General features: G+C 68.5%; 25 protein-coding genes and 1 riboswitch. Of the genes, 10 read left to right on the top strand and 15 right to left on the bottom strand.

The window, feature by feature from the left end; translation table 11 throughout:
• Positions 1-60 precede the first annotated feature (60 nt).
• From AB7I40_RS19745 to AB7I40_RS19730, 4 genes are all read left to right on the top strand, one after another.
• Positions 61-267 (top strand): hypothetical protein, encoded by a 207-nt coding sequence (locus AB7I40_RS19745; RefSeq protein WP_428345302.1) that lies wholly within the window; start codon positions 61-63, stop codon positions 265-267.
• A gap of 114 nt (positions 268-381) precedes the next feature.
• Positions 382-557: riboswitch (cyclic di-AMP (ydaO/yuaA leader) on the top strand.
• Between the two features lie 84 nt (positions 558-641).
• Positions 642-1,559, top strand: coding sequence for an NlpC/P60 family protein (locus AB7I40_RS19740; protein ID WP_428345301.1), 918 nt, complete (start codon positions 642-644; stop codon positions 1,557-1,559).
• A gap of 10 nt (positions 1,560-1,569) precedes the next feature.
• Positions 1,570-2,799, top strand: coding sequence for a hypothetical protein (locus AB7I40_RS19735; RefSeq protein WP_428345300.1), 1,230 nt, complete (start codon positions 1,570-1,572; stop codon positions 2,797-2,799).
• Positions 2,796-4,049, top strand: a complete 1,254-nt coding sequence (locus AB7I40_RS19730; RefSeq protein ID WP_428345299.1) for a M48 family metallopeptidase — start codon at positions 2,796-2,798, stop codon at positions 4,047-4,049. The genes AB7I40_RS19735 and AB7I40_RS19730 overlap by 4 nt, the downstream gene beginning before the upstream one ends.
• Here the strand turns inward: AB7I40_RS19730 and AB7I40_RS19725 are convergent.
• The 10 genes from AB7I40_RS19725 to AB7I40_RS19680 form a co-directional block, all read right to left on the bottom strand.
• Entirely contained in the window at positions 4,030-4,221 is a 192-nt protein-coding gene (locus tag AB7I40_RS19725; protein ID WP_428345298.1) for a Flp family type IVb pilin, read from the bottom strand. The two genes, AB7I40_RS19730 and AB7I40_RS19725, sit on opposite strands and share 20 nt — an antisense overlap.
• A gap of 78 nt (positions 4,222-4,299) precedes the next feature.
• Positions 4,300-4,509, bottom strand: a complete 210-nt coding sequence (locus AB7I40_RS19720; RefSeq protein WP_428345297.1) for a Flp family type IVb pilin — start codon at positions 4,507-4,509, stop codon at positions 4,300-4,302.
• Positions 4,510-4,755: 246 nt separating this feature from the next.
• A complete protein-coding gene (locus tag AB7I40_RS19715) occupies positions 4,756-5,409 on the bottom strand; it encodes a response regulator (RefSeq protein ID WP_428345296.1) in 654 nt (217 codons plus the stop codon).
• A complete protein-coding gene (locus tag AB7I40_RS19710; protein WP_428345295.1) occupies positions 5,406-6,992 on the bottom strand; it encodes a sensor histidine kinase in 1,587 nt (528 codons plus the stop codon). The genes AB7I40_RS19715 and AB7I40_RS19710 overlap by 4 nt, the downstream gene beginning before the upstream one ends.
• Entirely contained in the window at positions 6,992-7,915 is a 924-nt protein-coding gene (locus AB7I40_RS19705; protein WP_428345471.1) for a type II secretion system F family protein, read from the bottom strand. The genes AB7I40_RS19710 and AB7I40_RS19705 overlap by 1 nt, the downstream gene beginning before the upstream one ends.
• Before the next feature lie 5 nt (positions 7,916-7,920).
• A complete protein-coding gene (locus AB7I40_RS19700) occupies positions 7,921-9,840 on the bottom strand; it encodes a type II secretion system F family protein (protein WP_428345294.1) in 1,920 nt (639 codons plus the stop codon).
• Positions 9,840-11,429 carry a CpaF family protein gene (locus tag AB7I40_RS19695; RefSeq protein WP_428345293.1) on the bottom strand — a complete coding sequence of 530 codons (1,590 nt, stop codon included), beginning with the start codon at positions 11,427-11,429 and terminating at the stop codon, positions 9,840-9,842. The genes AB7I40_RS19700 and AB7I40_RS19695 overlap by 1 nt, the downstream gene beginning before the upstream one ends.
• A 2-nt stretch (positions 11,430-11,431) precedes the next feature.
• Entirely contained in the window at positions 11,432-12,622 is a 1,191-nt protein-coding gene (locus tag AB7I40_RS19690; protein ID WP_428345292.1) for an AAA family ATPase, read from the bottom strand.
• Between the two features lie 9 nt (positions 12,623-12,631).
• Entirely contained in the window at positions 12,632-13,381 is a 750-nt protein-coding gene (gene cpaB / locus AB7I40_RS19685; RefSeq protein ID WP_428345291.1) for a Flp pilus assembly protein CpaB, read from the bottom strand.
• Positions 13,382-13,574: 193 nt separating this feature from the next.
• The gene (locus AB7I40_RS19680; RefSeq protein WP_428345290.1) at positions 13,575-15,359 is read right to left on the bottom strand and encodes an AMP-dependent synthetase/ligase; all 1,785 of its coding nucleotides are present in this window, start codon (positions 15,357-15,359) and stop codon (positions 13,575-13,577) included.
• Positions 15,360-15,501: 142 nt separating this feature from the next.
• Between AB7I40_RS19680 and AB7I40_RS19675 the strand changes: the two genes are divergently transcribed.
• The 4 genes from AB7I40_RS19675 to AB7I40_RS19660 are packed head-to-tail and all read left to right on the top strand — an operon-like array spanning position 15,502 to position 18,513.
• The gene (locus tag AB7I40_RS19675; protein WP_428345289.1) at positions 15,502-15,939 is read left to right on the top strand and encodes an SRPBCC family protein; all 438 of its coding nucleotides are present in this window, start codon (positions 15,502-15,504) and stop codon (positions 15,937-15,939) included.
• Positions 15,936-17,135 carry an ArsA family ATPase gene (locus tag AB7I40_RS19670; RefSeq protein WP_428345288.1) on the top strand — a complete coding sequence of 400 codons (1,200 nt, stop codon included), beginning with the start codon at positions 15,936-15,938 and terminating at the stop codon, positions 17,133-17,135. Before AB7I40_RS19675 ends, AB7I40_RS19670 begins: the two co-directional genes overlap by 4 nt.
• Positions 17,132-17,569, top strand: coding sequence for a hypothetical protein (locus tag AB7I40_RS19665; RefSeq protein ID WP_428345287.1), 438 nt, complete (start codon positions 17,132-17,134; stop codon positions 17,567-17,569). Before AB7I40_RS19670 ends, AB7I40_RS19665 begins: the two co-directional genes overlap by 4 nt.
• A complete protein-coding gene (locus AB7I40_RS19660; protein ID WP_428345286.1) occupies positions 17,566-18,513 on the top strand; it encodes an ROK family glucokinase in 948 nt (315 codons plus the stop codon). Before AB7I40_RS19665 ends, AB7I40_RS19660 begins: the two co-directional genes overlap by 4 nt.
• Positions 18,514-18,527: 14 nt before the next feature.
• On the opposite strand, the gene AB7I40_RS19655 is transcribed toward AB7I40_RS19660, so the two are convergent.
• Both AB7I40_RS19655 and AB7I40_RS19650 read right to left on the bottom strand, forming a co-directional pair.
• Positions 18,528-20,351: a pilus assembly protein TadG-related protein gene (locus AB7I40_RS19655; RefSeq protein ID WP_428345285.1), complete on the bottom strand. Its 1,824-nt coding sequence runs from the start codon at positions 20,349-20,351 to the stop codon at positions 18,528-18,530.
• Positions 20,348-20,983, bottom strand: coding sequence for a TadE/TadG family type IV pilus assembly protein (locus tag AB7I40_RS19650; RefSeq protein ID WP_428345470.1), 636 nt, complete (start codon positions 20,981-20,983; stop codon positions 20,348-20,350). Before AB7I40_RS19650 ends, AB7I40_RS19655 begins: the two co-directional genes overlap by 4 nt.
• A gap of 203 nt (positions 20,984-21,186) precedes the next feature.
• Between AB7I40_RS19650 and AB7I40_RS19645 the strand changes: the two genes are divergently transcribed.
• Positions 21,187-22,278, top strand: coding sequence for an ROK family protein (locus tag AB7I40_RS19645; protein WP_428345284.1), 1,092 nt, complete (start codon positions 21,187-21,189; stop codon positions 22,276-22,278).
• On the opposite strand, the gene AB7I40_RS19640 is transcribed toward AB7I40_RS19645, so the two are convergent.
• Genes AB7I40_RS19640 through AB7I40_RS19630 form a run of 3 tightly spaced genes read right to left on the bottom strand, consistent with a single transcriptional unit; the run spans position 22,214 to position 24,674 of the window.
• Complete coding sequence (locus tag AB7I40_RS19640) at positions 22,214-23,455, bottom strand: TIGR00300 family protein (protein ID WP_428345283.1); 1,242 nt, start codon at positions 23,453-23,455, stop codon at positions 22,214-22,216. The genes AB7I40_RS19645 and AB7I40_RS19640 overlap by 65 nt on opposite strands.
• 30 nt (positions 23,456-23,485) lie before the next feature.
• Entirely contained in the window at positions 23,486-23,893 is a 408-nt protein-coding gene (locus AB7I40_RS19635) for a hypothetical protein (RefSeq protein ID WP_428345282.1), read from the bottom strand.
• 7 nt (positions 23,894-23,900) lie between these two features.
• A complete protein-coding gene (locus AB7I40_RS19630; RefSeq protein ID WP_428345281.1) occupies positions 23,901-24,674 on the bottom strand; it encodes an alpha/beta hydrolase in 774 nt (257 codons plus the stop codon).
• A 90-nt stretch (positions 24,675-24,764) separates the two neighbouring features.
• Between AB7I40_RS19630 and AB7I40_RS19625 the strand changes: the two genes are divergently transcribed.
• Positions 24,765-25,484 (top strand): lysophospholipid acyltransferase family protein, encoded by a 720-nt coding sequence (locus tag AB7I40_RS19625; RefSeq protein WP_428345280.1) that lies wholly within the window; start codon positions 24,765-24,767, stop codon positions 25,482-25,484.
• Positions 25,485-25,514 lie beyond the last annotated feature (30 nt).

Here is a 25,514-nt window from a genome sequence, read left to right as displayed (position 1 = left end):
CGGGGCGCTTTGACCCCATCACCGGTCGCAGTGTCGGTGGCGTCTGCGAACGTCGGGGACATGACGACAAGAATCGACTGCGACACCTGCGTGGTGCGCGGACTGGCCTGCCACGACTGCGTGGTCACCGTGCTGCTCGGCCCACCACCCGAGCTTTCCTTCGAAGACGACGAGCGGGCCGCGCTCGATGTCCTGGCCCAGTCCGGGCTGGTGCCGCCCCTGAGACTGGTCACGCCGGTCTCGGGGCCCCAGACCGAGTCGGCGTGAGCAGGTGCGGCCGACACGATCCCCAGCATCCGGTCCGAGGGTTTGCCCGACGGTGTCCCGGCACCGTAGCCTTGTGCGCTCAGGCGCCCGTGCCAGCAGATCACACGGATTTGTGCGGGTGCCACGCCTAATTCAGGGCCATGGGCGGGGGAGTTCATGGGCCTGGAGCCGGGGACCCACATATCCCTGGGGTGAATCGTCTGCGAGGCGCTCGCGCGTGGAGCAGACGTAGGGCTTTCTTTGTGCCCGAACCCGTCAGCTCACCCGGTAGGCGTAGACAAAGAGGAGATCGTCCGCGCGTGCTTCACGGCCGGAAGCGAGCCACGCTCGCACTGACCGCCGCAGCAACGATTGTGTGTGTTGCGCTGGTCCCCATGTCCCCGTCCTCCGCCGAGCCCGACATCGACGATGTCAAGGTGAAGGTCGACCGCCTCTACGAACAGGCCGAACACGCCCAGGAGCGTCTCAACGACGCCAAGGTGAAACTGGCCGACGTCACCGCTGATCTCGAGGCTCTCCGTCAGGACCAGGCCCGTCAGCAGGCCCGGCTCGATGCGGTGCGCAGTCAGGTGGCTGGCTCCATCGTCGACCAGTACCAGGGCCAGGGCATCTCCGCCGTGGGCCAGGTCGTGGTCTCCGACGACCCGTCGGCGTTCCTCGAGCAGTTGACGACCATGTCGGAGTACAACGACATGCAGTCGGACATGTTCGGCGACTACGCCAAGGAGCTCAAGGCCCTCAACATCCGCAAGTCCGAGACGCGCGAGCGTCAGGATGAGGCTGAGGCACTCGAGAAGGATCTCGCCGCCCAGAAGGCCGAGGTCGACAAGAACTACGACGCCGCCAAGGCTCTGCTCGGAGATCTCGAGGAGAAGGAGCAGGCCGCCATCCTCGAGGCGTCGCGCAGCGGCGACATCAGTCGGTTGCCGGACATCTCCGCCTCCGGGCGAGCCGCAGCAGCCGTGCAATACGCGATGGCACAGGTGGGCAAGGCCTACGTCTACGGCGCTGCTGGCCCCAGCGCGTTCGACTGCTCCGGGCTCACCATGATGGCCTGGGCCCAGGCCGGCGTCGGCCTGCCGCACTCGTCGTCCGCTCAGTTCTCCTCGGGACCCCGCATCTCGGAGTCCGACCTGCAGCCGGGTGACCTGGTGTTCTACTACAGCCCCATCAGTCACGTCGGCATGTACATCGGCAACGGGCTGATCGTCAACGCCGAGAACCCCAGCGCCGGGGTCAAGGTCACTGGCCTGCACGCCATGCCGTACGTCGGCGCGGTTCGCCCTGGCTGATCCAGCCTTCGTGAAGGCCGGTCGTCCACGCTGGTGGGCGGCCGGCCTTTCGTTGTGTCTGCTCCTGGGCCTGTTCGCCGCCGTCGTCGTGACCCGGGAGAAGCAGCGCACCCCGGACCAGGCACCAGGCACCCACCCGGCAACCGGTCGACCGGATCGAGCGCAACGTGCAGCCCTCGCTGGCGACGCCCTGCGCAGACTGGAACGCGGAGTCAGGTCGGGATCCCAGTCTGACTCCCGGCCCGACTCCCAGGTCGAGCGCGTCGTCATCGACAACGCCCGAGCCCTGAGGGTCGTCGACTTCACGTTGCGCTTTCGCGCCGAGGAACCGGGCGCACTCACCGAGGGCACGGGCGAGTGGGCTGCCGAGGTGGGCGTCACCTGGTCCTTCGGGGGGGTCGACGACGGCGTGGCCGAGAGTCCCGTCTCGTTCACCTTCCGGCTCCAGGACGACCACGCCGTGGTCGCCGGCGTCGGGGGAGGCGCCCGGCGTACCCCCGTGTGGTTGTCACAGCCCGTCGAGGTGGCTCGGAGTCCGGGCGTCCTGGTGCTCACGGCCGGACAGCCGCCGGCACGCTACCTGCCCCTCGCGCGCCGGGCGGCAGGCAGCGTGCGGCGGGTGCTGGGTGACTGGCCCGGCGGACTTGTCGTCGAGGTGCCGTCGACGGCCACCGCCCTCAACCAGGCGCTGGGCGCGAGGTCGGGTGAGTACGACGACATCGCCGCCGTGACCACGACCGTGGACGGCTCACTGGACAGGTCCCGACCGGCGCACGTGTTCGTGAACCCTGAGGTCTTCGTCCCCGGTCGTGCGCCGGGCGCGCAGGTGGTGATCACGCACGAAGCAGTGCACGTCGCAACCGGGGCGGCCACGGCGACGGCGCCGCTGTGGCTGGTCGAGGGCTTCGCGGACTTCGTCGCGCTGCGTCACGTGGACCTGCCGTCCGGCCAGACCGCTTCGGCCATCGTGAGCCAGGTGAGGTCGCAGGGACTGCCCGAGACACTGCCCGCGGACGCCGAGTTCGCGACGACGGGCGAGCGGCTCGAGGCCTCCTACGAGGCTGCGTGGCTGGCATGCCGCACGCTCGCCCGGCTCGGCAGCCCGGACCAGCTGACCGCCTACTACCGAGCCGTCTCGGCGGGTGGCGATCCCCGCGCCGAGCTGCGCAAGATCTTCGGCACAACTCAGGCTTCCTTCATCACGGCCTGGCGGGTGCGCCTGCAACACTTGGCCAGGTGAAGAGCAGCCCCCGATCGATCGCCCTCGTCGTCACCGGGATCGGAGCGGTGGGGTTCGCAGGCCTGGCGCTGTGGCTCGTTCCGTGGCACCCGGTCCCAGGTGGAGTGCCGGCTCCTGTGCCGGCCAGCGAGGTGTTCTCGGCCGCCCAGATCGACCGTGCCGAGTCCTTCGCCCGGCAGGCGCGGCTGCTGAGTTGGGGTTCGCTCGCCCTGTCCCTGGCGGTCGCCTCTGTGCTGGGCTTCTCGCCGTTGGGAGCCCGGCTCATGGGCCGGCTGTTCGGTCCGTGGTGGTGCCGGGTGCTGCTCGGAACCGGACTGGTCCTGCTCGTGGGCCGGGTGATCACCCTGCCGTTGTCGCTGCTCCTGCGACGCCATTACCTGGCCTACGGCCTCACCAACCAGTCATTCGGTGGTTACGTGCGCGACCTGGCGACGAATGCGGCCATCGGCTGGCTGGTGAGCAGCCTGGTGCTGCTGGTGCTGATCGGGTCGGCGCGCCGCTGGCGGCGATGGTGGCCTGCGATCGCGGGCACCGCCCTGGCAGCGCTGGTGATGCTGGGAAGCTTCGTCTACCCCGTGGTCATCGAGCCACTGTTCAACCACTTCGAACCACTGCCCGACGGCACGCTGCGCACCGAGATCCTGGCCCTGGCGAGGACCGAGGGCGTTCGGGTCGACGACGTCCTGGTCAGCGACGCCTCGCGGCGTACGACGACCCTCAACGCGTATGTCTCGGGCTACGGGGACACCCGGCGGATCGTGGTCTACGACAACCTGGTCAACGACCTCCCGCAGGCCGAGACCCTCTCGGTGGTCGCCCACGAGCTGGCACACGCGAAGCACGACGACCCGCTCGTCGGCTCGGCGCTCGGAGCGCTCGGTGTGCTGGTCGCCGTGGGCCTGCTCGGCCTCGTGCTCGGCTGGCGGGCCGGCCGTGAGCGGCCGCGGATGGCGACGGCTGGGGTCGTGCCCCTGGTGCTTGCGCTGTCGGCCTGGGGGACGTTGCTGGTCAGTCCCATCCAGAACACGATCTCGAGGAATGTGGAGACCCGGGCCGATGTCGAGGCGCTGAGGGCGACCCGAGATCCCGAGGCCTTCATCGCCGTACAGAAGCAACTGGCGGTGCGGGGTCTGAACGACCCCACACCGCCAGCAGTGTCACAGTTCTGGTTCGGTTCGCACCCCACCGCGCTGACGCGGGTGGCCATCGCCGATCAGCGTGCCGCGGATCTCAGCAGCCAGTCCCCTTGATGGTGCCGGCCACGGTGCCGCAACTGTTCCCGAAGAGGTCGCCGATCACGTGTCCGAAGGAGAAGATGACCAGCACGACCACTGCCGCCACACCGGCGATCAGCAGGCCGTACTCGACTGCGGAAGCTCCACGTTCGTCACGGCGCCGGGCCGTTACGTCGTTGCTCTCCATGATTTCACCTTCTTTGTGCTCCAAGGCGTGGTGGCCGCGGCTCCGAAGAGTCCGCGGCCACCAGGCTCCGAACTGAGATCAGCAGGCAGAGCTGGCCGCAGCGCCCGACTTGACGGCGGTGCAGGTGCCCTTGAACACGTCGGAGATGACGTGACCGAACGCGAAGACGACGACGACGACGAGCGCCGCGATGCCGGCGATCAGCAGACCGTACTCAACGGCGGACGCGCCGCGCTCGTCCATCTTGGCCTTCTTGGCGTCGAGCATGATGATCAGGTAGTCCAACATAATAATTTCCCCTCCGGAAAGTTTTGGTTTCAATCCCACTTGAATTTGATTGCCGACCGGTGTGCAGGTTGGCAACCCGATCTGAGGACAATCTTGCTGCCTGCGAGCGGCCCCCGGTATCGGGTGTTCGTTTCGACCCCAGTAGTCACTTGTGACTACTCGCAGGTGTCCTGGGATTCGTGTCTGGGGGATCCTTCGCGAAACGCCCACATCGGGCGCCGAAACACGGTAGGCAGGACGTGTGGTTCAGCTGTTGGGGTTGACGCTGGAGAGCAGCCCCATGCGCATCGCGGTGACCAGGGCCTGGGCCCGGTTCATCGCCCCCAGCTTCTGGTAGATCCGGGCGATGTGGGTCTTGGCCGTCGATTCCGACATGTAGAGCTGACCGGCGATCGCGCCGGTCCCCAGACCCTCGGCAAGCAGGTCCAGGACCTCCACCTCGCGGGCTGACAGCTTCGGGACGTCGGAGGAGCCTCGCCGCAGCATGGCGCCTGCCAGGCCCGCGCAGAGGAACGATCTCGGCGACATGTAGGCGTGGCGTGCGGACGCCACCACCTCGCGCGAGGGGGCGTCCTTGCCGACGAAGGCCGAGGCGCCTGCCTCCATGGCAGCGAAGATCTGGTCGTCACCGGAGTGCATCGTCACCATCACCAGACCGACAGTCTCGTTCTCGGCGCGGATGGCTCGGATGATGTCGTGGCCGGAGCCGTCCGGCAACTGCATGTCGGTGACCAGGACGTCAGGTTGCTGTTCCTTCCAGGCGGCGAGCGCCTGGACGACGCTTCCGGCCAGGCCCACCACCTGCATGGACTCGTCGCGCTCGAACGCGCGGGCGAGACCCTGTCGGACCAGCTCGTGGTCATCGACGAGTACGACGCGGATCTTCTCTGTCTCGGTCATGGCAAGACGGATTGTTGCACCTCACCCGCAAGATGCGGGGCAGGAGACACCACGACACGCATGACGACCCCTCCACTCTCGCCGTTTTCGAGCGTGACGGCGGCGCCGATCAGGCGTGCGCGTTCGTGCATGATGCGTACGCCGTGCGAGTCGTGGCGCAGGTCGCCCAGGCCCCGGCCGTCGTCACGCACGATGACCTCCGCGGACGGGGCCGCGACCGTGCAGTGCACCCAGATGTTGTCTGCGCGGGCGTGCTTCACGGCGTTGTTCATGGCCTCCTGGGTGATCCGCAGGAGCTCGGCCTCGACCTCCCAGCGCAGGCGACTCGATCCCTCGTCCAGGGTGAGGTGCACCGGGATCCCGGCCACCGTGGTGACGTGGCGAGCCAGGGCGCCGATGCTCTCACCCAGGCTGCCGACCGTCGTCGCATCGTTGCGCAGGCTGAAGACCGAGCGACGCAGCTCTGCGACCACACCGGTGATCTCACGGCGCAGGATGCCGAAGAGCTCGACCTGGGTCGGGCTGGTGGCAGACTCCTCGAGATCGTCGACCATGTAGCCCAGCGAGGCGATGTCCTGCGCCACTCCGTCGTGAACCTCGCGGGCCAGGCGCCGGCGCTCCTCCGCGGTGGCCTCGGCCCGGACCGCGTCGAAGAGCAGGGCGGTGTCCAGCTGCAGTGCTTCGGGGCGGAAGCGCAGGGACAGCGCCTCGAGCGTCTCCTGCACCGGCAGCCGTGAGACGAGCTCGGGGGCGAGCCCGGCGGCCACCACGGCCACCACCCCGGAGTCGTTGCGCAGCGGGAAGGCGATCTCGCCGGCCTGGACGGCCGGCGCGGCGGTCGACCAGACCCGTTCGACGAGCTGTTCGCGCGAGCCGGTGTCGAGCCCGGCGTGCTCGGCGGATTGGAGCAGGGGGGTGAGCTCGTCGTCGCGGCGGACGTAGACGACCGCCCCCACGAAGGGCAGCTCCTCACGTGCCTCGGCGATGACGTTCTGGCTGATGGTGACGGCGTCCAGGCCGACACTGAGGTCGCCGGTGAGGTCCAGGAGCTTGGTGATCAGCGACTTGGCATCTCGGTACGGCGTCAGCTCGTCCTCGTCGGCGTGCTGCAACGAGCGCGCGAAGGAGGCAAGCAGCCCGAAGCCCAGCCCGGCCAGCAGCCAGGTGAAGATCGCGCTGCCCTGGGTGGGGTCGGGCCGTTGGGCGATGATGGCCATGGTGAGCGATACGGCGCCCAACTGGACGGCCAGCGTCTCGATGACGCCACGCACCCCTCTCGACAGTCCCCCCACGAAGGGAGTCACGGCGAGAGCGGGAGCCAGCAACAGGGTTGCCTGGAGCGAGGCACCGACCACGCAGCCGATCAGCCCCGCTTCGACCATCAACACGATCCAGCGGGGGATCCGGAAGAGACCGGCGACCGTCAGCGACCCCATCCACACCAGCGCCAGGCCCAGCACCCCGACGAGGGCGTCGGGCTCCAGGGCGGACCACATCACCGGGACGGCGATGGAGAGTAGGGCGAAGACCCGGGCTAGGCCACCGACTCCGATATAGCGGGTCTGCTTGCGGAGCAGGGTCACTACACGATTCCGCTGTTCATGATCTGGATGACGGCCGGCCCGAGCACCGCGATGAACAGACAGGGCAGGATGCAGAAGATCAGCGGGACCGTGATCTTGACCGGCACCTTCTGGGCCTGCTCCTCAGCCCACTGGCGACGCTTGATCCGGATCTCGTTGGACTGGACCCGCAGCACCTGGCCGACCGGGATGCCGAAGGCGTCGGCCTGCACCATGGAGGAGACGAACGACTTCAGGTCGGGCATCGAGTTGCGCTCACCCAGCGCTCGCAGGGCATCGGATCGGCCCATGCCGAGCTGCATCTCCCGGATCACCCTGCTGAACTCGCCCGCCAGTGGGCCATCGGTGTTGCGCGAGACCTGCATGAGCGCGGCGTCGAAGCCGAGCCCAGACTCCACCGAGATGGTCAACAGGTCGATGGCATCGGGCAGCTCGGACTGCATCCGCGCGGTGCGATCGAAGGCCTGTTGGTAGAGGTACATGTTAGGCCCGAAGAAGCCGGCCACCGTGCCGCCTGCGATCACGACCAGGGAGACCGAGAGCCCGAAGCCGAGCAACAGCGAGAAGACCCCGGCCATGCCGAAGCCGCAGACCGCGCCGACGATCTTCCCGGCAGAGACCCGGTCCACGGTCCACCCGGGAGGGTTGCCGGCCAGGTCGAGCTTGTGCCGGATCCGGTCGGCCGCGTCGGCGCCGGTGATCCGCCGCCCGAGCTTGGTGACACGCTCGTAGAGCGGCGCCAGGACTCGCTCGCCGAAGGGGGCGTCGTACTCCTTCGCCATCTCGGTCGGGGCGGAGGTCATCGCCTCCAGCACAGCCAGGGACCGGTTGACACCGCGAGTCTCGGACTGCAGGCCACCGATGGCCGCGAAGACCATGAAGAGTGCCACGAACACCAGAGCAGCACCGAGGAAGAACACCATGCCCGTCACACCTTCACCTTGATGACCTTGTTCATCCATAGGATGCCCGTGAACAGCAGCACCAGGGCGATTCCGAGCATGCCCCAGCCGATCGGCTCCTTGAACATGGGCTTGACATAGTCCCCGTTGGTGAGCAGCAGATAGACCATGAAGACCGGCGGCAGCCCGCCCAGCACCCACGCCGACAGCCGGCCCTCGGCCGAGAGCGACGCGACCTGGCGGCGCAGGTACTCGCGCTCGCGCAGGGTCGCGGCAACGGTCGTGAGCAGCTCGGCCAGGTTGCCGCCGACCTCTCGTTGGATCTTGATGGCCATGACCACCCAGGAGAAGTCCTTGCTCTGCATCCGTTCCGAGACACCTGCGAGCGCGTCCTCCAGGGTGACGCCGAGGCGCGCCTCCACCAGGACCCGCTTGAACTCGCTGGTCACCGGCTCGCTGCCTTCACGCACGATGGTGTCGACCGACTGGGCCAGGGAGAGGCCGGCTGACAGGCTGCCCGACATCAGCTGAAGCGTGTCGGCCAAGCCGGCGTTGAACGCCTTGAGGCGCTTCTTGCGTTTGCGGCCCAGCCACAGCCACGGAAGCAGGGCGCCGAGGACCAGGAAGATCAGCAAGCCGATGGGACCCCACAGGAGCACCCCGACGATGCCGGCCCCGAACGTGATGGCCGCGTGCACCAATAGCCACTCGGAGGGCTTGAGCGCCGAGCCCGCAGACTCCAACCGGTTGGCGATGCGGGCCTCGAGGGACTTGTTGCGCTCCAGCATCTGTGCGGCCGCGGTGGAGGCTTGGGCTCGCAGGTCGGTGTCCTTCTCGGACTTGCGCTTGCCTTCCTTGCGGCCGCTGGTGAACTGCGAGATCCGCGCCTCGGGGCTGTCGTCGCTCGGGCGGATCGTGGCCATCCGGGTGACCATGATGATCATGGCCAGCAGGCCGACGCCGAACGCCCCCAGACCGACCAGCATGAGGTTGCGGGTGACCTCCAGGCCGAACCACATGCCTGAGCTGCTCGGCGCGAGCTCCGTGGCCTGGTCTGCCGACTGGATCGGCACGAAAGCCTGCGCCTCGAGGTCGGCCCCGTCGCTCGTGGTCAGGTTGACCTCGACCTGGGCCTCCGTGGCCGTGACGCCCTCGGGGACCTGGGCGGTGATGAGGATCTGGCGGGCCAGGGCGTCGGCCTCGGCGGCGAACGTCGCGCGCAAGGCCTCGGGGTCGGCGTTGATCAGCTGCCCCTTGCCTGCCTGGGCCATGGACAGCAGCGGTCCGGACTCCTGCTCGGACTGCTCGAGGGCAACTGCCTCCACCAGGACGTCGGCGTCCTCGATGGCCGTGGTCACCGAGTCGAGTTCCGTGTCGCTGGTGTCGAGACCATCGGAGAGGATGAGGATGCTGCGCTGTCCCTCCGTGCCGGCCATCGCCACGGCCTCGAGCACTCCGTCGTACAAGCGGGTCTTGAGGTTCAACTGGAGACCATCGACCGTGGCGCGCGCGGCGTCGCGGTCCAGGCTGGGCTCCAGGACCCGCTGGACGGTGCTGTCGAAGGTCACGATGCCGACCATCACATTGCTGGGCACGGCGTCGAGGTAGGCGTCGGCCGCGAGCTTGGCCGCCTCGAAGCGGGCGCCGTTCATGCTCTTGCTGGTGTCGATGGCCAGCACGGCGGTGCGCTGGACCTCCTCGTCGGACGAGGCGGAGGTGGCGGTCGCGGGGGCATCCTTTCCAGCCACCGTGACCGACACCTGGTCGAGGTCGACCTCGGTGCCCTGGGGCACCGAGACCAGGATCTGGATCCCGTCGGCACTGGGCTCCACGTGCGAGATCGCCACGTCGTCGGCGGCCATGGCGGGTGCGCCGAGGACGACGACGAGACCGGCCAGGAGCCACAGCGCCGTGGTCCGGCCGAGCTGGCGCAGCAGTGCGGTCATCAGCGACCGTCCGTGGCGAACACCATCGGATCGACAGCGACGTTGGAGTGCAGCATCTTGTCGAGGAACTTCGGTCGCAGGCCGGTCGCGACCAGGCGGCCGCGGCTCTTGCCGTTCTCGTCGAAGCCGGCGCTGTGGTCGTAGACGAAGATGTCCTGCAGGGTGATCACGTCACCCTCCATGCGCTCGACCTCGGTGACGTGGGTGATGTGGCGCGAGCCGTCACGGAACCGGGCCTGGTGCACGATCATGTCGACCGCGGAGGCGACCTGCTCGCGGATGGCCCGGATCGGCAGGTCCATGCCCGCCATCAGCACCATGGTCTCCATGCGGGAGAGCGTGTCGCGAGGCCCGTTGGAGTGCAACGTACAGATCGACCCGTCGTGACCGGTGTTCATGGCCTGGAGCATGTCGAGCGCGGAGGCGTCGCGGACCTCACCGACGATGATGCGGTCAGGTCGCATGCGCAGGCTGTTCTTGACCAGGTCCCGAATCGCGACCGCACCCTTGCCCTCGATGTTCGCCGGGCGGCTCTCCAGGCGGACGACGTGGTCCTGGTGGAGCTGCAGCTCGGCGGCGTCCTCGATGGTGACGATGCGCTCGTCGGTCGGGATGAAGGACGACAGCACGTTGAGGGTGGTGGTCTTGCCGGCACCGGTCGAGCCGGACACGATGATGTTGAGCCGGCCCCGGACGCAGGCATCGAGGAAGTCACAGGTCCGCTCCGAGAGCGAGCCGAAGCGGATCAGGTCCGTGGCGGTCAGCGGGTCGGCGGAGAACTTCCGGATGGTCAGCGACGAGCCGTCGACGGCGAGCGGGGGCACGACGGCGTTGACGCGGCTGCCGTCGGGCAGACGGGCGTCCACCATCGGGCTGGACTCGTCGACGCGGCGACCGATGCGCGAGACGATCTTGTCGATGGTGCGGCGCAGGTGTGCCTCGTCGCTGAAGCGGGCGTCGACCTTGGTGAGCTTGCCGGCCTTCTCCAGGTAGATGCTGTCGAAGCCGTTCACCATGACCTCGGTGACGTCCTCGTCACGCAGGAAGGGCTCGATCGGCCCGTTGCCGAGGATGTCGTCGGTGATCTCCTGGGTGACCCGGGACCGGTCTGCGCCGGAGAGCGGACGCTCCTGGGCGCCGAGCACGTCCTTGAGGACCTCGCGGACCTTCTTGGCCAGCTCGGACTGATCGACCTTGATGTCGTAGAGCTGCGGGCCGAGCTGCTTCAGCAGCTCGGCGTGGATGTGCGACTTGAGCTCCTCGATCCGGTCGTTCTGGGTCGTGACGAAGGCCTTGCGGCGGACCTCGGCGTCGTGGGTGGCGCTCGCTGCGCTGCTGTTGGCCGTGGAGCTGTTGTTCGGCGGCGGCGGGGGCGGCTGGTGGCCCCGGACCGGCTCGGCGGTGACCGGGGCCAGCCGACGACCGGGTGAGGACTCGACGAACGGCGCATCGGAGGCCGGCTCGGCGGCCGTGCCCAGGGCGGCGTACGGCGACGGGGGAGCGGCACCGTCGGCGGCCACACCGGCCGGGGTCTCGGCACCGTCCTGACGCGAGGTGGCTGCGGCGAGACGGTCTCTCAGGCTGCCCATGGTCATCCCCTCCGGAATATCTTGCGGTTGCCGCGCCGTTCGGCGTCGGGCTTCTTGGTGCCGTTGCGGCTGGTCTCGGGATCCAGGACGTCGTCACCGGCAACCGCGCGCGCCAGGTCGCGGAATGCGCGGCTGGCCGCATGGTCGGCGTTGGCCAGCACGATGGGTCGCCCGGCGTTCGTGGCGGCGGCCACCTCGACGGCGGTCGGGATCGGCACCGAGATGGCCACCCCGAGGATGGCCTCGACCTTCGCATTGTCGAGACCAACCGCGTCGTCGGCCCGGTTGAGCACCAGATGACGGTGGTCGACGGCGATGCTCAACAGGTCCAGGGTCTCGAAGGCGACCTTGACGTTCTTGAGCGTGGGTACGTCGAGAGTGGCTACGATGACGCACTCATCGGTCTCGTCGAGGGCCTGCAGCGTCTGCTCGTCGAAGCTCGGAGCGGTGTCGACGACGACGAAGTCGAACTGCTGCTTGAGCGTGCGCAGCATCTTGGACACCAGGCGCGCGGTGATCCGGTCCCTGGCGTCGGGCAGCGCGGGCGCGGCCAGCACCATCAGCGAGTCCTCGTGGCGGGTCAGGAGGGTCTCGATCATGGCCTCGTCGAGTTGGTCCTCCGCCCCGATGGCCTCCTCGATCGTGTGTGCCGGCACCAGCTGCATGGTGATGGCGACGTCGCCGAAGGCCAGGTCGAGGTCGACCAGGCACACCTTGCGTGCACCGCCCTGGGACAGGGCGAGAGCGAGGTTGACCGAGGTGGTCGTCTTGCCGACGCCCCCTTTGGGTGAGAAGACGGTGATGATCTGCCCGACGTGGGCCGCTCCTCCGGGTCCACGTAGCGCCACCCACAGGGTCTGGGCGCGGTTCACCGCGGCGATCACCGCCCCGTGGTCGGTGGTGAGCACGACGTCGCGCGCGCCCGCCTGCATGGCCTTGGACAGGATCTCGGTGTCGACGACGTCACGCACGATGACGACCGTGGTGCTGGGCTGCGTGATCCTCAACTGGTCACAGAGCGCCGTGGCCTCGTCCATGGGCACGTTCGGACCGAGGAAGACGACGTACTCGTCACTGCGGTTGTTCAGCCACGCCAGCAGCCGGTCGGCGCTGTCGACCGCATGCGTGCCCGGAGGCAACATGGCGCTCAGTGTCGCAATGACCTGGGGGTCACGATCGACGATGACGGGCATCGGGATTCCTCACTTGAACAGTTCGGACTTGAAGACGTCGGGGTAGTAGATCCCCGGACCCTGCGGGACCTCGGAGTCCTCGGTCAGGAGACCGAACGCGATCTCGGCATTCTTCGTGGCATACAGGACCCGCTCCGCGTCTTCCTTGCTCACCGCGATCGTCAACAGCGCATTGGGCAGCACCTCGGTCGTGGCGGTGCCGTCGGTCGCGGTCGTCGTGGTCTTGCCTGGGGCCGTGGATCCGACACCGAGAACAGTGACGCGCGGCAGCATCATCCGTGCGAACGCCTGGTCCTGCTTGCGAGCGTCATTGCCCATGTAGAAGATGGCCACCTCTGCGCCGGGACTCACGAACCCGGCCACCCGGGCGGGGTCGGTGAGGTTGACCGTGACAGCCATCATGCCCTTCGGGATCGGGAGCACGTTCGACTCGGCGGTGCCACCGAACTTGGAGGCGATGATCTGCTCACCGGGGTAGATGGTCGTGGTCGCGACCTTGCCCTCGAGACTGGTGGTGTCGGCCAGCGAACCGGCGAGCACCTGGTTCTTGGGCACCGGCTGGAGCTCGAACTTGCCCGCGGCCTGCGCGTCCTCCACGGTCTCGCCCGGTGCGATCACCTTCACTGCGCGTAGCACGTCCACGGTCTCGAACGGCTCAGCGGCGCGGTCGTCGGCGCCGTTCACATAGAGGAAGACCAGCAGGGTGCCGAGCGCGGCAATGATCGCAGCGACGGTCAGGAGAATCCCGCGACGGGCCATGTTTGGGTACCTCTACTCGGTCAATTGACCGCGACGCTGGGCTGCTTCCCCCGGACGGCACGGCCACGCATGTGAACTCCGCCAACTTTGCCGAAACACCGACCCCAGTGACGGGCGAATCGCATCACACCACCCGGAATGACTACATATCGGGCACTAGTCTAGTCATTTCGGCTCATGCCGTTCGGACAAGTCAGGTGTAAAGCGCTGCGACATCGTCGCGGAAGGCCCGCATGACCACATTGCGCTTGAGTTTGAGGCTGGGGGTCAGCTCTCCGGTCTCCTCGGTCCAGTCCATCGGGAGGATGGTGAACTTGCGGATGGACTCGGCCTTCGACACCGCCTTGTTCGCGTCCTCGACGGCGGACTCGATCTCGGCACGCAGGTCGGGGTCGTCGACGAGATCGGCGATGCTGCCCGACTTCCCGTGCGCCTCGGCCCACGCCGGGAAGGCATCGGGGTCGATGGTCACCAGCGCCGCGATGTAGGGCTGCCCGTCGCCGACCACGATGCACTGGCTGACCAGCGCATGGGCCCGCAGCCGGTCCTCGAGCACGGCCGGGGCGACGTTCTTGCCACCGGCGGTCACCAGGATCTCCTTCTTGCGCCCGGTGATCCGCACGAACCCCTCGTCGTCGACCTCGCCCACGTCACCGGTGTGGAACCAGCCGTCGCGGGCCAGGCTCTCGGTCGTGGCGGCCTCGTTGTTCCAGTAGCCGGAGAAGACCTGGCCGCCGCGGAACAGGAGCTCCCCGTCGTCGGCGACGCGCACTGCCGTGCCGGGCAGCGGTCGCCCGACAGTGCCGATCTTGAGGGCGGTCGGCTGGTTGACCGTCAGGGCCGCGGTCGTCTCGGTGAGTCCGTAGCCCTCAAGAACGGTGACGCCGATGCCCCGGTAGAAGTGCCCCAGCCGGTCACCCAGCGGTGCGCCACCGGAGATCGCGTATTCACATCGCCCACCCAGGGCATCACGCAACCGGCCGTAGACGAGCCGGTCGAACACCGCATGCTGGGCGCGGACCTTCCACGACGCCTTGCCGGTGTCCTGGGCGCGCGACCAGGCGATGGCAGTCTCGGCGGCCCGGTTGAAGATCTTGCCCTTGCCGTCCGCCGTCGCGTTCTGCGAGGCGGTGTTGAACACCTTCTCGAAGACTCGCGGCACGGCGAGGATGAAGGTCGGCTTGAAGGCACCCAGATCGGCCACCAGGTGCTTGATGTCGGCCGAGTGCCCCATCCGGGCCCGCGACTTCACGCAGCCGATCTGCACGATGCGCGCGAAGACGTGGGCCAGCGGGAGAAAGAGCAGCGTCGAGGAGTCGTCGTGGAACAGCACGTTCAGCTCATCGACGCCCACGCCGAGCTCGAACATGAAGTTGCCGTGGGTCAGCATGCAGCCCTTGGGTCGCCCGGTGGTTCCACTGGTGTAGATCAGCGTGGCCAGGTCCAACGGGGTGGCAGTGGCACGCCGCTCCTCGAGCGCGGCGTCGCCGATGTCCTCGCCGAGGCGGACCAGGACCGAGATGGCGTTGTCGTCGAGCGACCAGACATGGTTGAGCTCGGTCAGGCCGTCGCGGACGGACCGGACCCGGGCCAGGTGGTCAGCGCCTTCGGCGACCACGGCCTTCGCCCCGGAATCCTGCAGGATCCAGCCGACCTGCTCCGCGGAGGAGGTCTCGTAGATCGGCACGGTGACCGCACCGGCGAACCAGATCGCGTAGTCGAGCAGGGTCCACTCATAGCGGGTCTTGGAGATCAGGGCGACCCGGTCGCCAGATTCGATGCCGGCGGCGACCAGGCCCTTGGCCACCGACTGGACCTCGCTCAGGAACTGGGCTGCCGTGACGTCCACCCAGGCGTCGCCGGTGTTGCGGCTGAACACCACGTCGGCGCCGTGCTCGCGGCCATTGGTGACCACGTCGTCGGTGAGGTTTCCGACCTTCGGGATCTCGATGGTCATGGGGGTGGAGAACTCGCGCACCCTGGCCTCCTGTTCGCTACCAGCCGTGTGAGGGTAACTGGAGGCAGACTACTCGTCCGTAGCGTTCCCGAGTCGGTGGGTCGATCACCGGGATCCGGTAGGGTCGGGCCACCACCGCTCATGAGTTGTCAGGGGTTCCACAATGGCCGAGCAGACCACCTCTTCGATCGTGATCGACGCCCCAGCGGCGGAGGTCATGGAGGTCATCGCCGACTTCGCGTCGTACCCCTCGTGGGCCAAGGGCGTGACCATCGCCGAAGTCCGTGAGACCCTCCCCGACGGGCGGGCCAAAGAGGTCTTCTTCAAGATCGACGTCTCGCCGATCAAGGACGAGTACACCCTTGCCTACGTGTGGGACGGCGACCGTGAGGTCACCTGGTCGCTGGTCGAGGGCAAGATGCTCACCGAGCTCGACGGCTCCTACCTGCTGGCCGACCTCGGCAACGGCACCACCGAGGTCTCCTACCGGTTGCTGCTCAACGTGTCGATCCCGCTGATCGGGATGCTCAAGCGCAAGGGCGAGAAGATCCTCATCGACACCGCCCTGAAGGGATTGAAGAAGCGCGTCGAGTCACTGTGACGTTGCCTCCTACTGGTCCCCGGATCCTGCTGTTCACCGGCAAGGGCGGCGTGGGGAAGTCGACGATCGCGTCCGGCACAGCGGCGCTGGCTGCTGCGACGGGTCGCCGGACCCTGGTGTTGTCCACCGACTCCGCGCATTCCCTGGCGGACGCGTTCGGCATCGAGGTCGGCTCGGAGCCGACGCCGGTGGCCGACAACCTCTTCGTGCAGCACATCGATGCCCAAGCCCGGTTCGAGCGCTCCTGGGCCGACATCCAGTCCTACCTGCTCTCGGTCTTGACCGTGGCCGGCGTCGACTCGGTGAGCGCCGAGGAGCTCACGATCCTCCCCGGCGCCGAGGAGATCTTCGCCCTGCTGGAGCTTCGCGAGCGGGCACTGGAAGGTGCCTGGGACGTCGTTGTGGTCGACTGCGCACCCACCGCCGAGACCCTGCGCCTCCTGGCGATGCCGGAGGCACTGGGGTGGTACATGCAGCGCCTCTTCGGACTCCAGCGCTCCCTGGTCGCCAGCCTGCGCCCGGTCCTCACCCGGGCCACGGGAATGCCACTTCCCGGCACTGCGTTCTTCGAGGCACTCCAGCGGCTGCACGGTGAGCTCGAGGAGGTGCGCACCCTGCTCAGCGGCCCGCGGGCCAGCATCCGGGTGGTGCTGACCCCGGAGCGGATGGTGGTGGCCGAGGCTCGGCGTGCCTACACGACCCTGTCCCTGTTCGGCTACCGCGTCGACGGTGTGGTGGCCAACCGGGTCTTCCCCGAGGTGGCCACCGGCCCGAGGGATTCGTGGCGAGACGGGTGGGTCGACGCCCAGCGGGGTGTGCTCGCCGACGTCGAGGCCTCGTTCTCGGGTCTGTCCATCTGGCGCGCGGCCTACCTTCCCGGCGAGCCTGCCGGGGTCACCGCGCTGCGCTCCCTGGCGACGGAGCTGTACGGCGCTGACGACCCCTTCGCCGAGCCTGAGGCGGGGCCGCCGCTGCGGATCACCAGCAGTGACCGGGGTGCCGTGCTCCATCTGTCCCTGCCCCTCGCCGGTCGCCGCGACGTCGATCTCGCCCGGACCGGGGACGAGCTGGTCGTGACCGTCGGTTCCTACCGTCGTCTGCTGTCGTTGCCCGCGAGCCTGTCTCGCCACCAGGTGAGTGCGGCACGCCTCGAGCAGGGCGAGTTGCAGGTCCGCTTCCACGAGGTGAGCGTGTGAACGGGGGCGGGGAGCAGGCCGGGGCGGATGGGCCCGAACCCGTGGGCAGTGTCGCGGAGGAGGCAGCGAAGCTGTTCGGCGCCCTCTCCGGCTGGGCTCGCGAGCACGGCGACGGTCTGGCCGACGTGGTCGGACACGGCTTCGCGGAGGCGGTGGGCGATCTCGCGGACGCGGCCACCGACGTCAACGAGCACCTGGCCACGGGCAGCCAGGAGTGCACCTACTGCCCGGTGTGCCGAGGGGTCCACCTGATCCGCAGCACGAGCCCTGAGGTGAAGGCCCATCTTGGTGCAGCGGCCTCGTCGCTGCTGCACGCCCTGAGCGCACTGATGGCGCCGCCGAGCGAGTCGAGCCGGGACGCCCGGCCGACGCCGGTGCAGCACATTGACCTGGACGAGACCGGGTGGACCGATGAGAGTGGAGACGATTCGTGAGTGGACTGGCGTGTGGCATCGATGTGGGTGGCACCAAGATCGCCGGGGGAGTGGTCGACACCGACGGCACGATCCTGGCGCAGGCCAGGGTGGAGTCCCCGGCCACCGACTCGGACGCGATCGAGAACGCCATCGAGCAGGTCGTCCGACTCCTCCAACTCGACCACGACATCACCTCGGTCGGGATCGGCGCCGCCGGCTTCGTCGACAAGCTGCGCTCGACGGTGATGTTCGCGCCCAACCTGGCGTGGCGCGACGAGCCGATGAAGGCAGACCTGGAGCGCCGGCTGTCGCTGCCGGTCGTGGTCGAGAACGACGCCAACGTCGCCGCCTGGGGTGAGTTCGAGTTCGGCGCCGGCAAGGACGTCGTCGACCTGCTTCTGGTGACGGTCGGGACGGGCGTGGGCGGTGGGATCGTGCTCGATGGCGAGCTCTACCGCGGTGGGTTCGGAGTTGCCGCCGAGATCGGTCACCTACGGGTGGAGCGCAACGGCCGTGCCTGCGGTTGTGGCAACCGTGGCTGCTGGGAGCAATACGCGTCCGGCTCAGCGCTGGTCCGGGGCGCCCGCAAGGCGGCCGAGAACGGTTCCCTGCTCGCGCAGGGCCTGCTGGACCGGGCGGGGGGAGTCCCCAAGGACATCACCGGGCCGATGATCAGCGAAGCAGCCGCCGAGGGAGATCGTTTCGCCATCGAGCAGATCGAGCTCCTCGGTCAGTGGCTCGGCGAGGGCATCGCCCAGCTCGCCGCAGTGCTCGACCCTGCCGTGGCGGTGATCGGTGGCGGGGTCTCCGAGGTGGGAGACCTGCTGCTCGACCCGATCCGGGCAGCCTTCCGCACCAACCTGACCGCTCGGGGACACCGCCCGGAGCTGGAGATCCGCAAGGCTGAGCTCGGCAACGCCGCCGGCATGATCGGTGCAGCGGACCTGGCCCGGCGCGGCTGACGGACTCGGCGCGCCTACTCGATCAGGCGGACCGGGTCGCCACCGATGTTGGCATCCCACGTGGTGAAGTCGGTCAGGTTGCTGCCGGAGCTGAACGTGATGGTCACCGAGAACCAGCACCCGCCCAACGTCGCGGGGTTGCAGTCGTAGTCGCTCGGCAGCGGGATCACCACATGCTGCAGCTGGCCGTTGTGGGTCGATGCCGTCACCGGCACACTGCAGTTCGTGAGCGCCGTGTAGGCGGCGTTGTTCAGGGCGCCCTTGCACCCGGGGATGTTCGAGGTCGCCTTGATGGAGCCGGTGGCGTCCGCTGGCGCGGTCACCTTCACGCTCCCCGTGCCCGACGATCCGTCGGCAGCGTCGAAGAAGTCGAAGGCGACGTACTGACCACGTGCGTTCGGGAGAGCCTTGATCAGGTTGAACGTCGCCGAGCTGGTGGTGGCGTTCTGCAGGATCGGCATCCGTGAGTAACCCGCGACCGAGATGTCATCGCGCAGTGCGGAGCTGGCGGGGACCGCACGCAGGGCGAAAGAGTTCAGGCCGAGGTCGTTCTCGTCGTCGCCGGTGGCCGCCGCTGCTGCGGCGTTGCCTGCGTAGATCAGGGACGGCTTGGTGACTCCCGACGAGTTGACGTTGGCGGCGGTGGTCCCCCCTGCCGCGACGTTGGTGCGGACCTGGAGGTAGTAGTCGCCGCTGCGGGTGGGAGTGAACGTGCAGATCGAGGTCCACGCATGGAAGATGCTGGCCAGCTGGGGATTGTAGGCAGAGTTGCCGGTGGTCAGCATGTTGACGGTCGGCACGGTCGAGCTGCCGACGTACTGCCGTGTGCACCCCGAGACCACGGCACCCTTCATGGGGTCGCCGGTGTCGGTCTGCTCGCGGACCACGAAGGAAGTGGTCGGTGGCGTAGCCGGTGCCGAGCTGAAGCCTGGGTTGTAGTCGCCCGAGCAGTACTTCTGGGCGCCGGCGTTGACCACCGAGCCCGAGGTGTTCTTCCACTGGGTGTAGCGCAGCTTGCCGTCCGTGGTGGCGTACGCGTTCATGTTGTTGGACAGCGAGCCGGTCGAGGGCAGCGAGGAGCAGCTGATGGTCGTGTAGATAAAGGCCGGGTCGTAGGCCTGGACGTCGATGGGGGTGTTGACCGCGGCCGGCTCGACGTGCAGGGCGAAGAAGTAGCCCTCCGGGTGCTTCTCGGAGTTGGAGTTCGAGGCACACCCGAAGGTCCCCGAGGTCGTGCACGGCGAGGTCATGTAGCGGTCGCCCTGCACCTTGTCGGTGGCAGGGCCCTCGATGGCCGCCCAGAACTGGGGCGTCGAGGTGCAGTTCGGGAAAGGCACAGCGGGCAGAGCGGTGCCGGTCGGCTGGGCAGCGCCGTCCTGGCTGGGGGGCTCGTTGCCGAAGGTGTTGCAGGGGCTGCCCATGGGTGCCGGAGCGGTGAAGTCCGCCACGGCATACCTGCTCACCGGCTGGTTGGCGGTGCCGATGAACTGTCCGAAGGCATTCTTCACCGAGCTGGTGATGGTGACCTTCAGTTGGCTGGCCCGATCACCCTGGGTCACCGAAACCGTGGTGGCGCCGCCGGTGGCGTAGCCGTTCTTGGCTGCCACGGCGATGGCCGTCGACTTGGCTGCGGCCAGATCGGCAGGGAGGTAGGGCACGCCAGCCAGTGCGGCGGCGTCGGCCGCCTTCTGCATGCGCTCCAGCTCGACGTACCAGCGGGCGGTGTCGACGCCGAGCGCAGCGAGTCCCAGGAAGACCGTAGGCACCAGCATCGCCACCATGATGGCGGCGTAACCCGCCTCGCGACGCCGCTTCCAGCGCGAGAGCGCCCACCTCATGTGTGGGCTCCTGGGGCGCAGGTCAGCGTGGGCAGCGGCTCGAAGGCGAACACGGCGTGATCGTCGATCAGCGTGCTGCTGGAGAACAGCCCGGTGAGGAACTTGTGGTTTGCCACGATGTAGATCCCCACCGAGTCCGGCGGGGAGGCCGCGCACCCGTTGACGGTACCGGAGAGCCAGGTGCCGCTGTAGTAGCGGAACTGGTCCTTCGCGGCGACCCACTTGTACTTCACGCAGTTGCTGCTGCAGGTCATGGTGGTGTTGCCGTTGGAGCCCGGGTATCCCTTGTCGTTGGCCTTGTAGACCCAGAACTCGGTGATCGAGTCCTTCGGCATCGCACTGCCGGCCTGCTGCACGGCGTTCGCGGCGAGCTGGGCGAACATCGGGGCGTTGGCCGGACTGCACGGGCTGACGCAGTCACCGGCCTCGTTGACGCCACCGGGGCCGGCATCGGCGTTGGCCGAGGCCACGCGCCCACCCGCGCGGGTGGCCGAGGTGAGAGCGGTGTCGTCACGCATCAGCAGTGCGAACTCGATGATGCCGAAGACGAGCATCAGCAGGAGCGGCGTGACGATGGCAGCCTCGACGGCCACAGCGCCTCGTTCGCCGCGCCGGGCGCGCAGTCTGTGCATGAACACGATTCCCCACCTCTTCTCGAGCACACAGTAGGAGGGACTGGGGTTGCGCATACCCGAAATCGGGGGATTCGCGCTCAAATGATCGTGAATGAGGATGAGGTGCGCCGACCCGGGTAGTCCGAACGGGCTATGGCACTCGTGTCGTGTCGCGGGCCCGGAACGTGCGCACCCGGCCCGCCGTCGGGGAGACTGTGCTCATGCTCGAGTCCCTAGCCCCGCCGGTGACCATCGGCGTCGACGTCGGCGGCACCAAGGTGCTGGCCGGTGTGATCGACGCCGACGGCTCCATCCGGCGTACGGCGCGCCGCTCCACCCCGGGGCGCCGCGTGCCGCCGGAACTGGTGGAACGGGCCATCGCCGAGGCCGTCGTGGAGGCCGCCGGAGGCGTGCCCATCGCGGCGGTCGGGGTCGCGGCCGCCGGGTTCGTGGACCGGGACGGTAGCCGGGTCATGTTCGCCCCGCACCTGCCCTGGCAGGGCGAGGACGTGCGGGTCCGGCTCCAGAAGCGGATCGCGGCTCCGGTCATCCTGGACAACGATGCCAATGCCGCGGCCTGGGCCGAATACCGGTACGGCGCGGCGCGTGGTGCGGGCAGCGCGATCATCGTGACCATGGGCACCGGGATCGGCGGAGCCATCGTGCTCGGTGGCCGGCTCTGGAGGGGTCGCAACGGCATGGCCGGCGAGTTCGGGCACATGCAGGTGGTGCCCGACGGGCAGCGGTGTGAGTGCGGCGGCCAAGGGTGCTGGGAGCAGTACTCGTCGGGCAACGCCCTGGTGCGGGTGGCTCGCTCCCGGATGGGCGTGGAGCCGTCAGTGCTGGAGGACCTCTGCTCGGGCCAGCCCGACCTCCTCAACGGACCGATGGTCACCGAGGCCGCCGAGGGGGGCGACCTGGTGGCGCGCGCCGCGTTCGCCGACGTCGGCGACTGGCTCGGCGTCGGCCTGGCCAACCTGGTGGCCGCCTTCGACCCGGACCGGATCGTGATCGGTGGAGGCGTCTCAGCGGCGGGGGACCGGCTGCTCGAGCCGGCGCGCCGGGCCCTGGTCCGCTCGCTGGTCGGGGCCGGTCACCGCGAGGTCCCGGACGTCGTACGCGCCGCCTTCGGGCCCGAGGCGGGCATGGTCGGTGCCGCCGACCTCGCCCGGCTGCACGGGGCCCGCGAGACCATCGGGTGGCGCTGGCGTCCGCGCACCCGGCGCCTGCTGGCCGAGGCGGGGGAGCCTACGACCGGTAGCCGGGCACGAGCTCGACGGCGAGCTGCTCGAGGAACAGACCGACGTCGGTGACGATGCCGCGGGCCTGGGAGGACCCGCGGTCCGACAGCTTGGTGACGGTCGCGGGGTTGATGTCCACGCACACCAGGGGGACCGAGGCCGGCAGGATGTTGCCCGTGGCGACCGAGTGCAACATGGTGGCCACCATGAGGCAGAACCCGACATCGGTGAGCTTGGCGCGCATCGCGCGCTGGCCGTCGATCACGTCGGTGTAGACGTCCGGCAACGGGCCGTCGTCGCGCACCGACCCGACCAGCACGAACTCACGTCCGTGGGTGACCAGGGCGTGCATGATGCCACCGGTCAGCGTGCCGCTCTCGACCGCGGCCCTGATCGAGCCCTCCTTGCGGATGGTGTTGAGTGCCCGGATGTGGTGCTCGTGGCCGTGTTCGACACCACGACCCATGGCCAGGTCGACCCCGAGGCTGGTGCCGTAGAGGGCGGCCTCGATGTCGTGGGTGGCCAAGGCGTTGCCGGCGAAGAGGACATCGACGAAACCGGCGTGCACCAGGGCCACCATGGCCGGCGCCGCGCCCGTGTGCACCACACCGGGGCCGCCGACCCACAGCACCTTCTTGCCGGCTGCCTTGGCATCGCGCATGCCTTCAGCCACCTGGCGCACCAGCACCGCCTGCGGCTTCTCGCTGGACACGTCGGACTCCATGAAGCCGAAGGCACCCTCGCGCTTCTCGGTCACCGGGACCTCCACGCGGATGCCGTCGGCCCCGACGACGACGTTCATGCCTGAACGCACGTCGGCCATCGGCAGCGTGTAGACCCGCACCGGCCGGCGGTCGTCGTCGAAGTCGATGATCAGGCCGCAGTCCATCTCCGGGTTCTCCACCGGGAACCACCGACCGCCCATCCTGATCCGGGTGACCAGGTTGGTGGTGGAGTAGAACCCGTCGGGGAACACGCCGTCCTGCTCGCAGGGCGCGACCCCGACCTCGCCGGGGTCGACCTGGTTGACGCCGCGAGTCTGCAGGCGCATCAGCAGGCGCTGCAGGGAGTCGTCGTCCTCGGCGCTCACCGTGATGGTCGCGCGCGAGGTGTCAGCCGCCTCGTGTCCCACGTCGAATCGGTCGATGACGTAGTCACCGCCGTACTCCCGGATGTCGTCGAGGATCCGGCTGAGGATGCCGGTGTCCATCAGGTGGCCGGTGACTTCTACGCTCTCGCTCTCGCTCACGCCCGGCAGCCTAGACCAGCGCTGGCGGGTTCAGAGCCGGGCGCCGTCATCCCACGGGTCGTCGCGCTGTTTCGGCATCTGGTAGACGAGATAGAGGAAGCCGCCGAGGAACCACATCACGACCAGGGTCGAGATCGTGGAGGGCAGCCGCAGGTTGAGGAAGAGGCTCACCAGCAGCAGGACGGGTGAGCCGAAGATGCCGAGCCAGGCGAACAGCCGGGCGCCGCGAGGACGTGGCAACGGCGGGGGGTCAGGCGGCACGAAGCGCTCGAGCTCGGGGACCTCGTCGGCCGGGTCGGCGAACGGCTCCGCCTCGGGTACGCCGGGCTCGGAGTCAGCCCCGGGCCCCGGCTCGTCGGCCGGCTCGTCGGGGAACTCCGGGGCATCGCCGTAGTGTTCGACGATCTGTCGCCAGGCGTCGTCGTCCCTGCTGCTCACCGGGTGCTCACTGCTGCGCGGTCACTCGCGCGATGAAGTCGGCCGACGAGTCGAAGATCGTCGGGGCGTCGTTGTCGAGGGTGGCCACGTGATAGCTGTCCTCCAACGCGGTCCGGGTGACGTCACGCGAGGAGATCCTGCTCAGGATCACGCGCTCGGACAGGCCGTCGACCACGTGGTCGACGCTCGAGCGCAGGTAGAGGATCGGGGCGGTGATCTGCGGCAGATCGGCGCGCAGGGCCTTGTAGCCGGCGAACATCGAGGCGGCCGCCCGCAGCGGCGTCCGGGTGTAGCCGTGCTCTTCGATGCCGGGCTTCTTGATGTCGTTGGCGATGCCCGGGAACGAGCCGATGACGTGCTTGAGGACCGGCAGGAGCAGGACGTCCTTGCGTTCGGTGCCGACGGCCGGGTTCACCACGACCACACCGGCGATGCGGTTGGGACGGTCTGCTGCCAGCCGGAGCACCAGGGCTCCGCCCATCGAGAGGCCGCACACCACGACGGCGTCGTTCTCGGCGTCGAGCTTGTCGAAGCAGCGCTGGATCTCGGCGTACCAATCGGCCCACGTCGTCTTGTTCATGTCCTGCCAGGACGTGCCGTGACCCGGCAGCCGGGGCACCTCGACGGCGTAGCCGCGAGCCGCGAGCGACTCACCCCAGGGCCGGATGGAGGCGGGGGAGCCGGTGAAACCGTGGGAGAGCAGCACCCCGATCCGGCGTCCTGCGGTGAGCTCGGGTCGGGCACTGGCCGACAGGGGTGTGGCAGTGGCGTCGATAGGCACAGGGTGATTCTGCCCCAGCCTCGCAACACTGTCAGTGCCCGACCGATTTCGCTCACCCCATCGGGAGCATTTCGGGGCTACTCTCATCGCGTGCTGTATTGGTTCATGAAGTGGATCGCCCTCGGGCCCGCGCTTCGCGTCATCTTCCGTCCCCAGGCCTCCGGCGTGGAGAACGTCCCCGACGAGGGGCCGGCGATCCTCGCCAGCAACCACCTCTCCTACGCCGACTGGCTCTTCATGCCCATGATGCTCAGCCGGCGCGTCACCTTCGTCGCGAAGGCCGAGTACTTCACCACCCCCGGGCTCAAGGGCTGGTTCCAGAAGAAGTTCTTCTCCGGTGCCGGCCAGGTGCCGATCGACCGGGCGGGGGCCAACGCCGCCGAGGGGGCGATGAAGTCCGCGGAGCAGATCCTGGCCAAGGGCGAGCTCTTCGGGATCTACCCCGAGGGCACCCGGTCCCACGACGGCAAGCTCTACCGCGGCAAGACCGGGGTGGCCCGGCTGGCGTTGGAGACCGGTGCGCCGGTCATCCCGGTGGCGGTGGTCGGGACCGATGTGGTCGCGCCTCCGGGGAAGAAGTTCGGCACGTTCACCCGGCCCCTGGTGCGGTTCGGTGAGCCCTTGGACTTCTCGCGCTACGAGGGCCTTGAGAACGACCGTTACATCCTGCGCTCGATCACCGACGAGATCATGTACGAGATCATGCGACTCTCGGGCCAGGAGTACGTCGACATGTACGCGACGCGCGCCAAGGAGGAGTCCAAGAAGCCGGCCGAGGCTCCCGCAGCGCCGGAGAAGAAGGCGTCCTGACCGCACAGCCCCGGCCGTGGGACGACCCCG

The sequence above is a fragment of the Nocardioides sp. genome, assembly GCF_050246775.1.
Taxonomy (GTDB): domain Bacteria; phylum Actinomycetota; class Actinomycetes; order Propionibacteriales; family Nocardioidaceae; genus Nocardioides.
The sequence above is the reverse complement of the archived record's forward strand: the minus strand, read 5'-3'. Positions and strand labels throughout refer to the sequence as shown.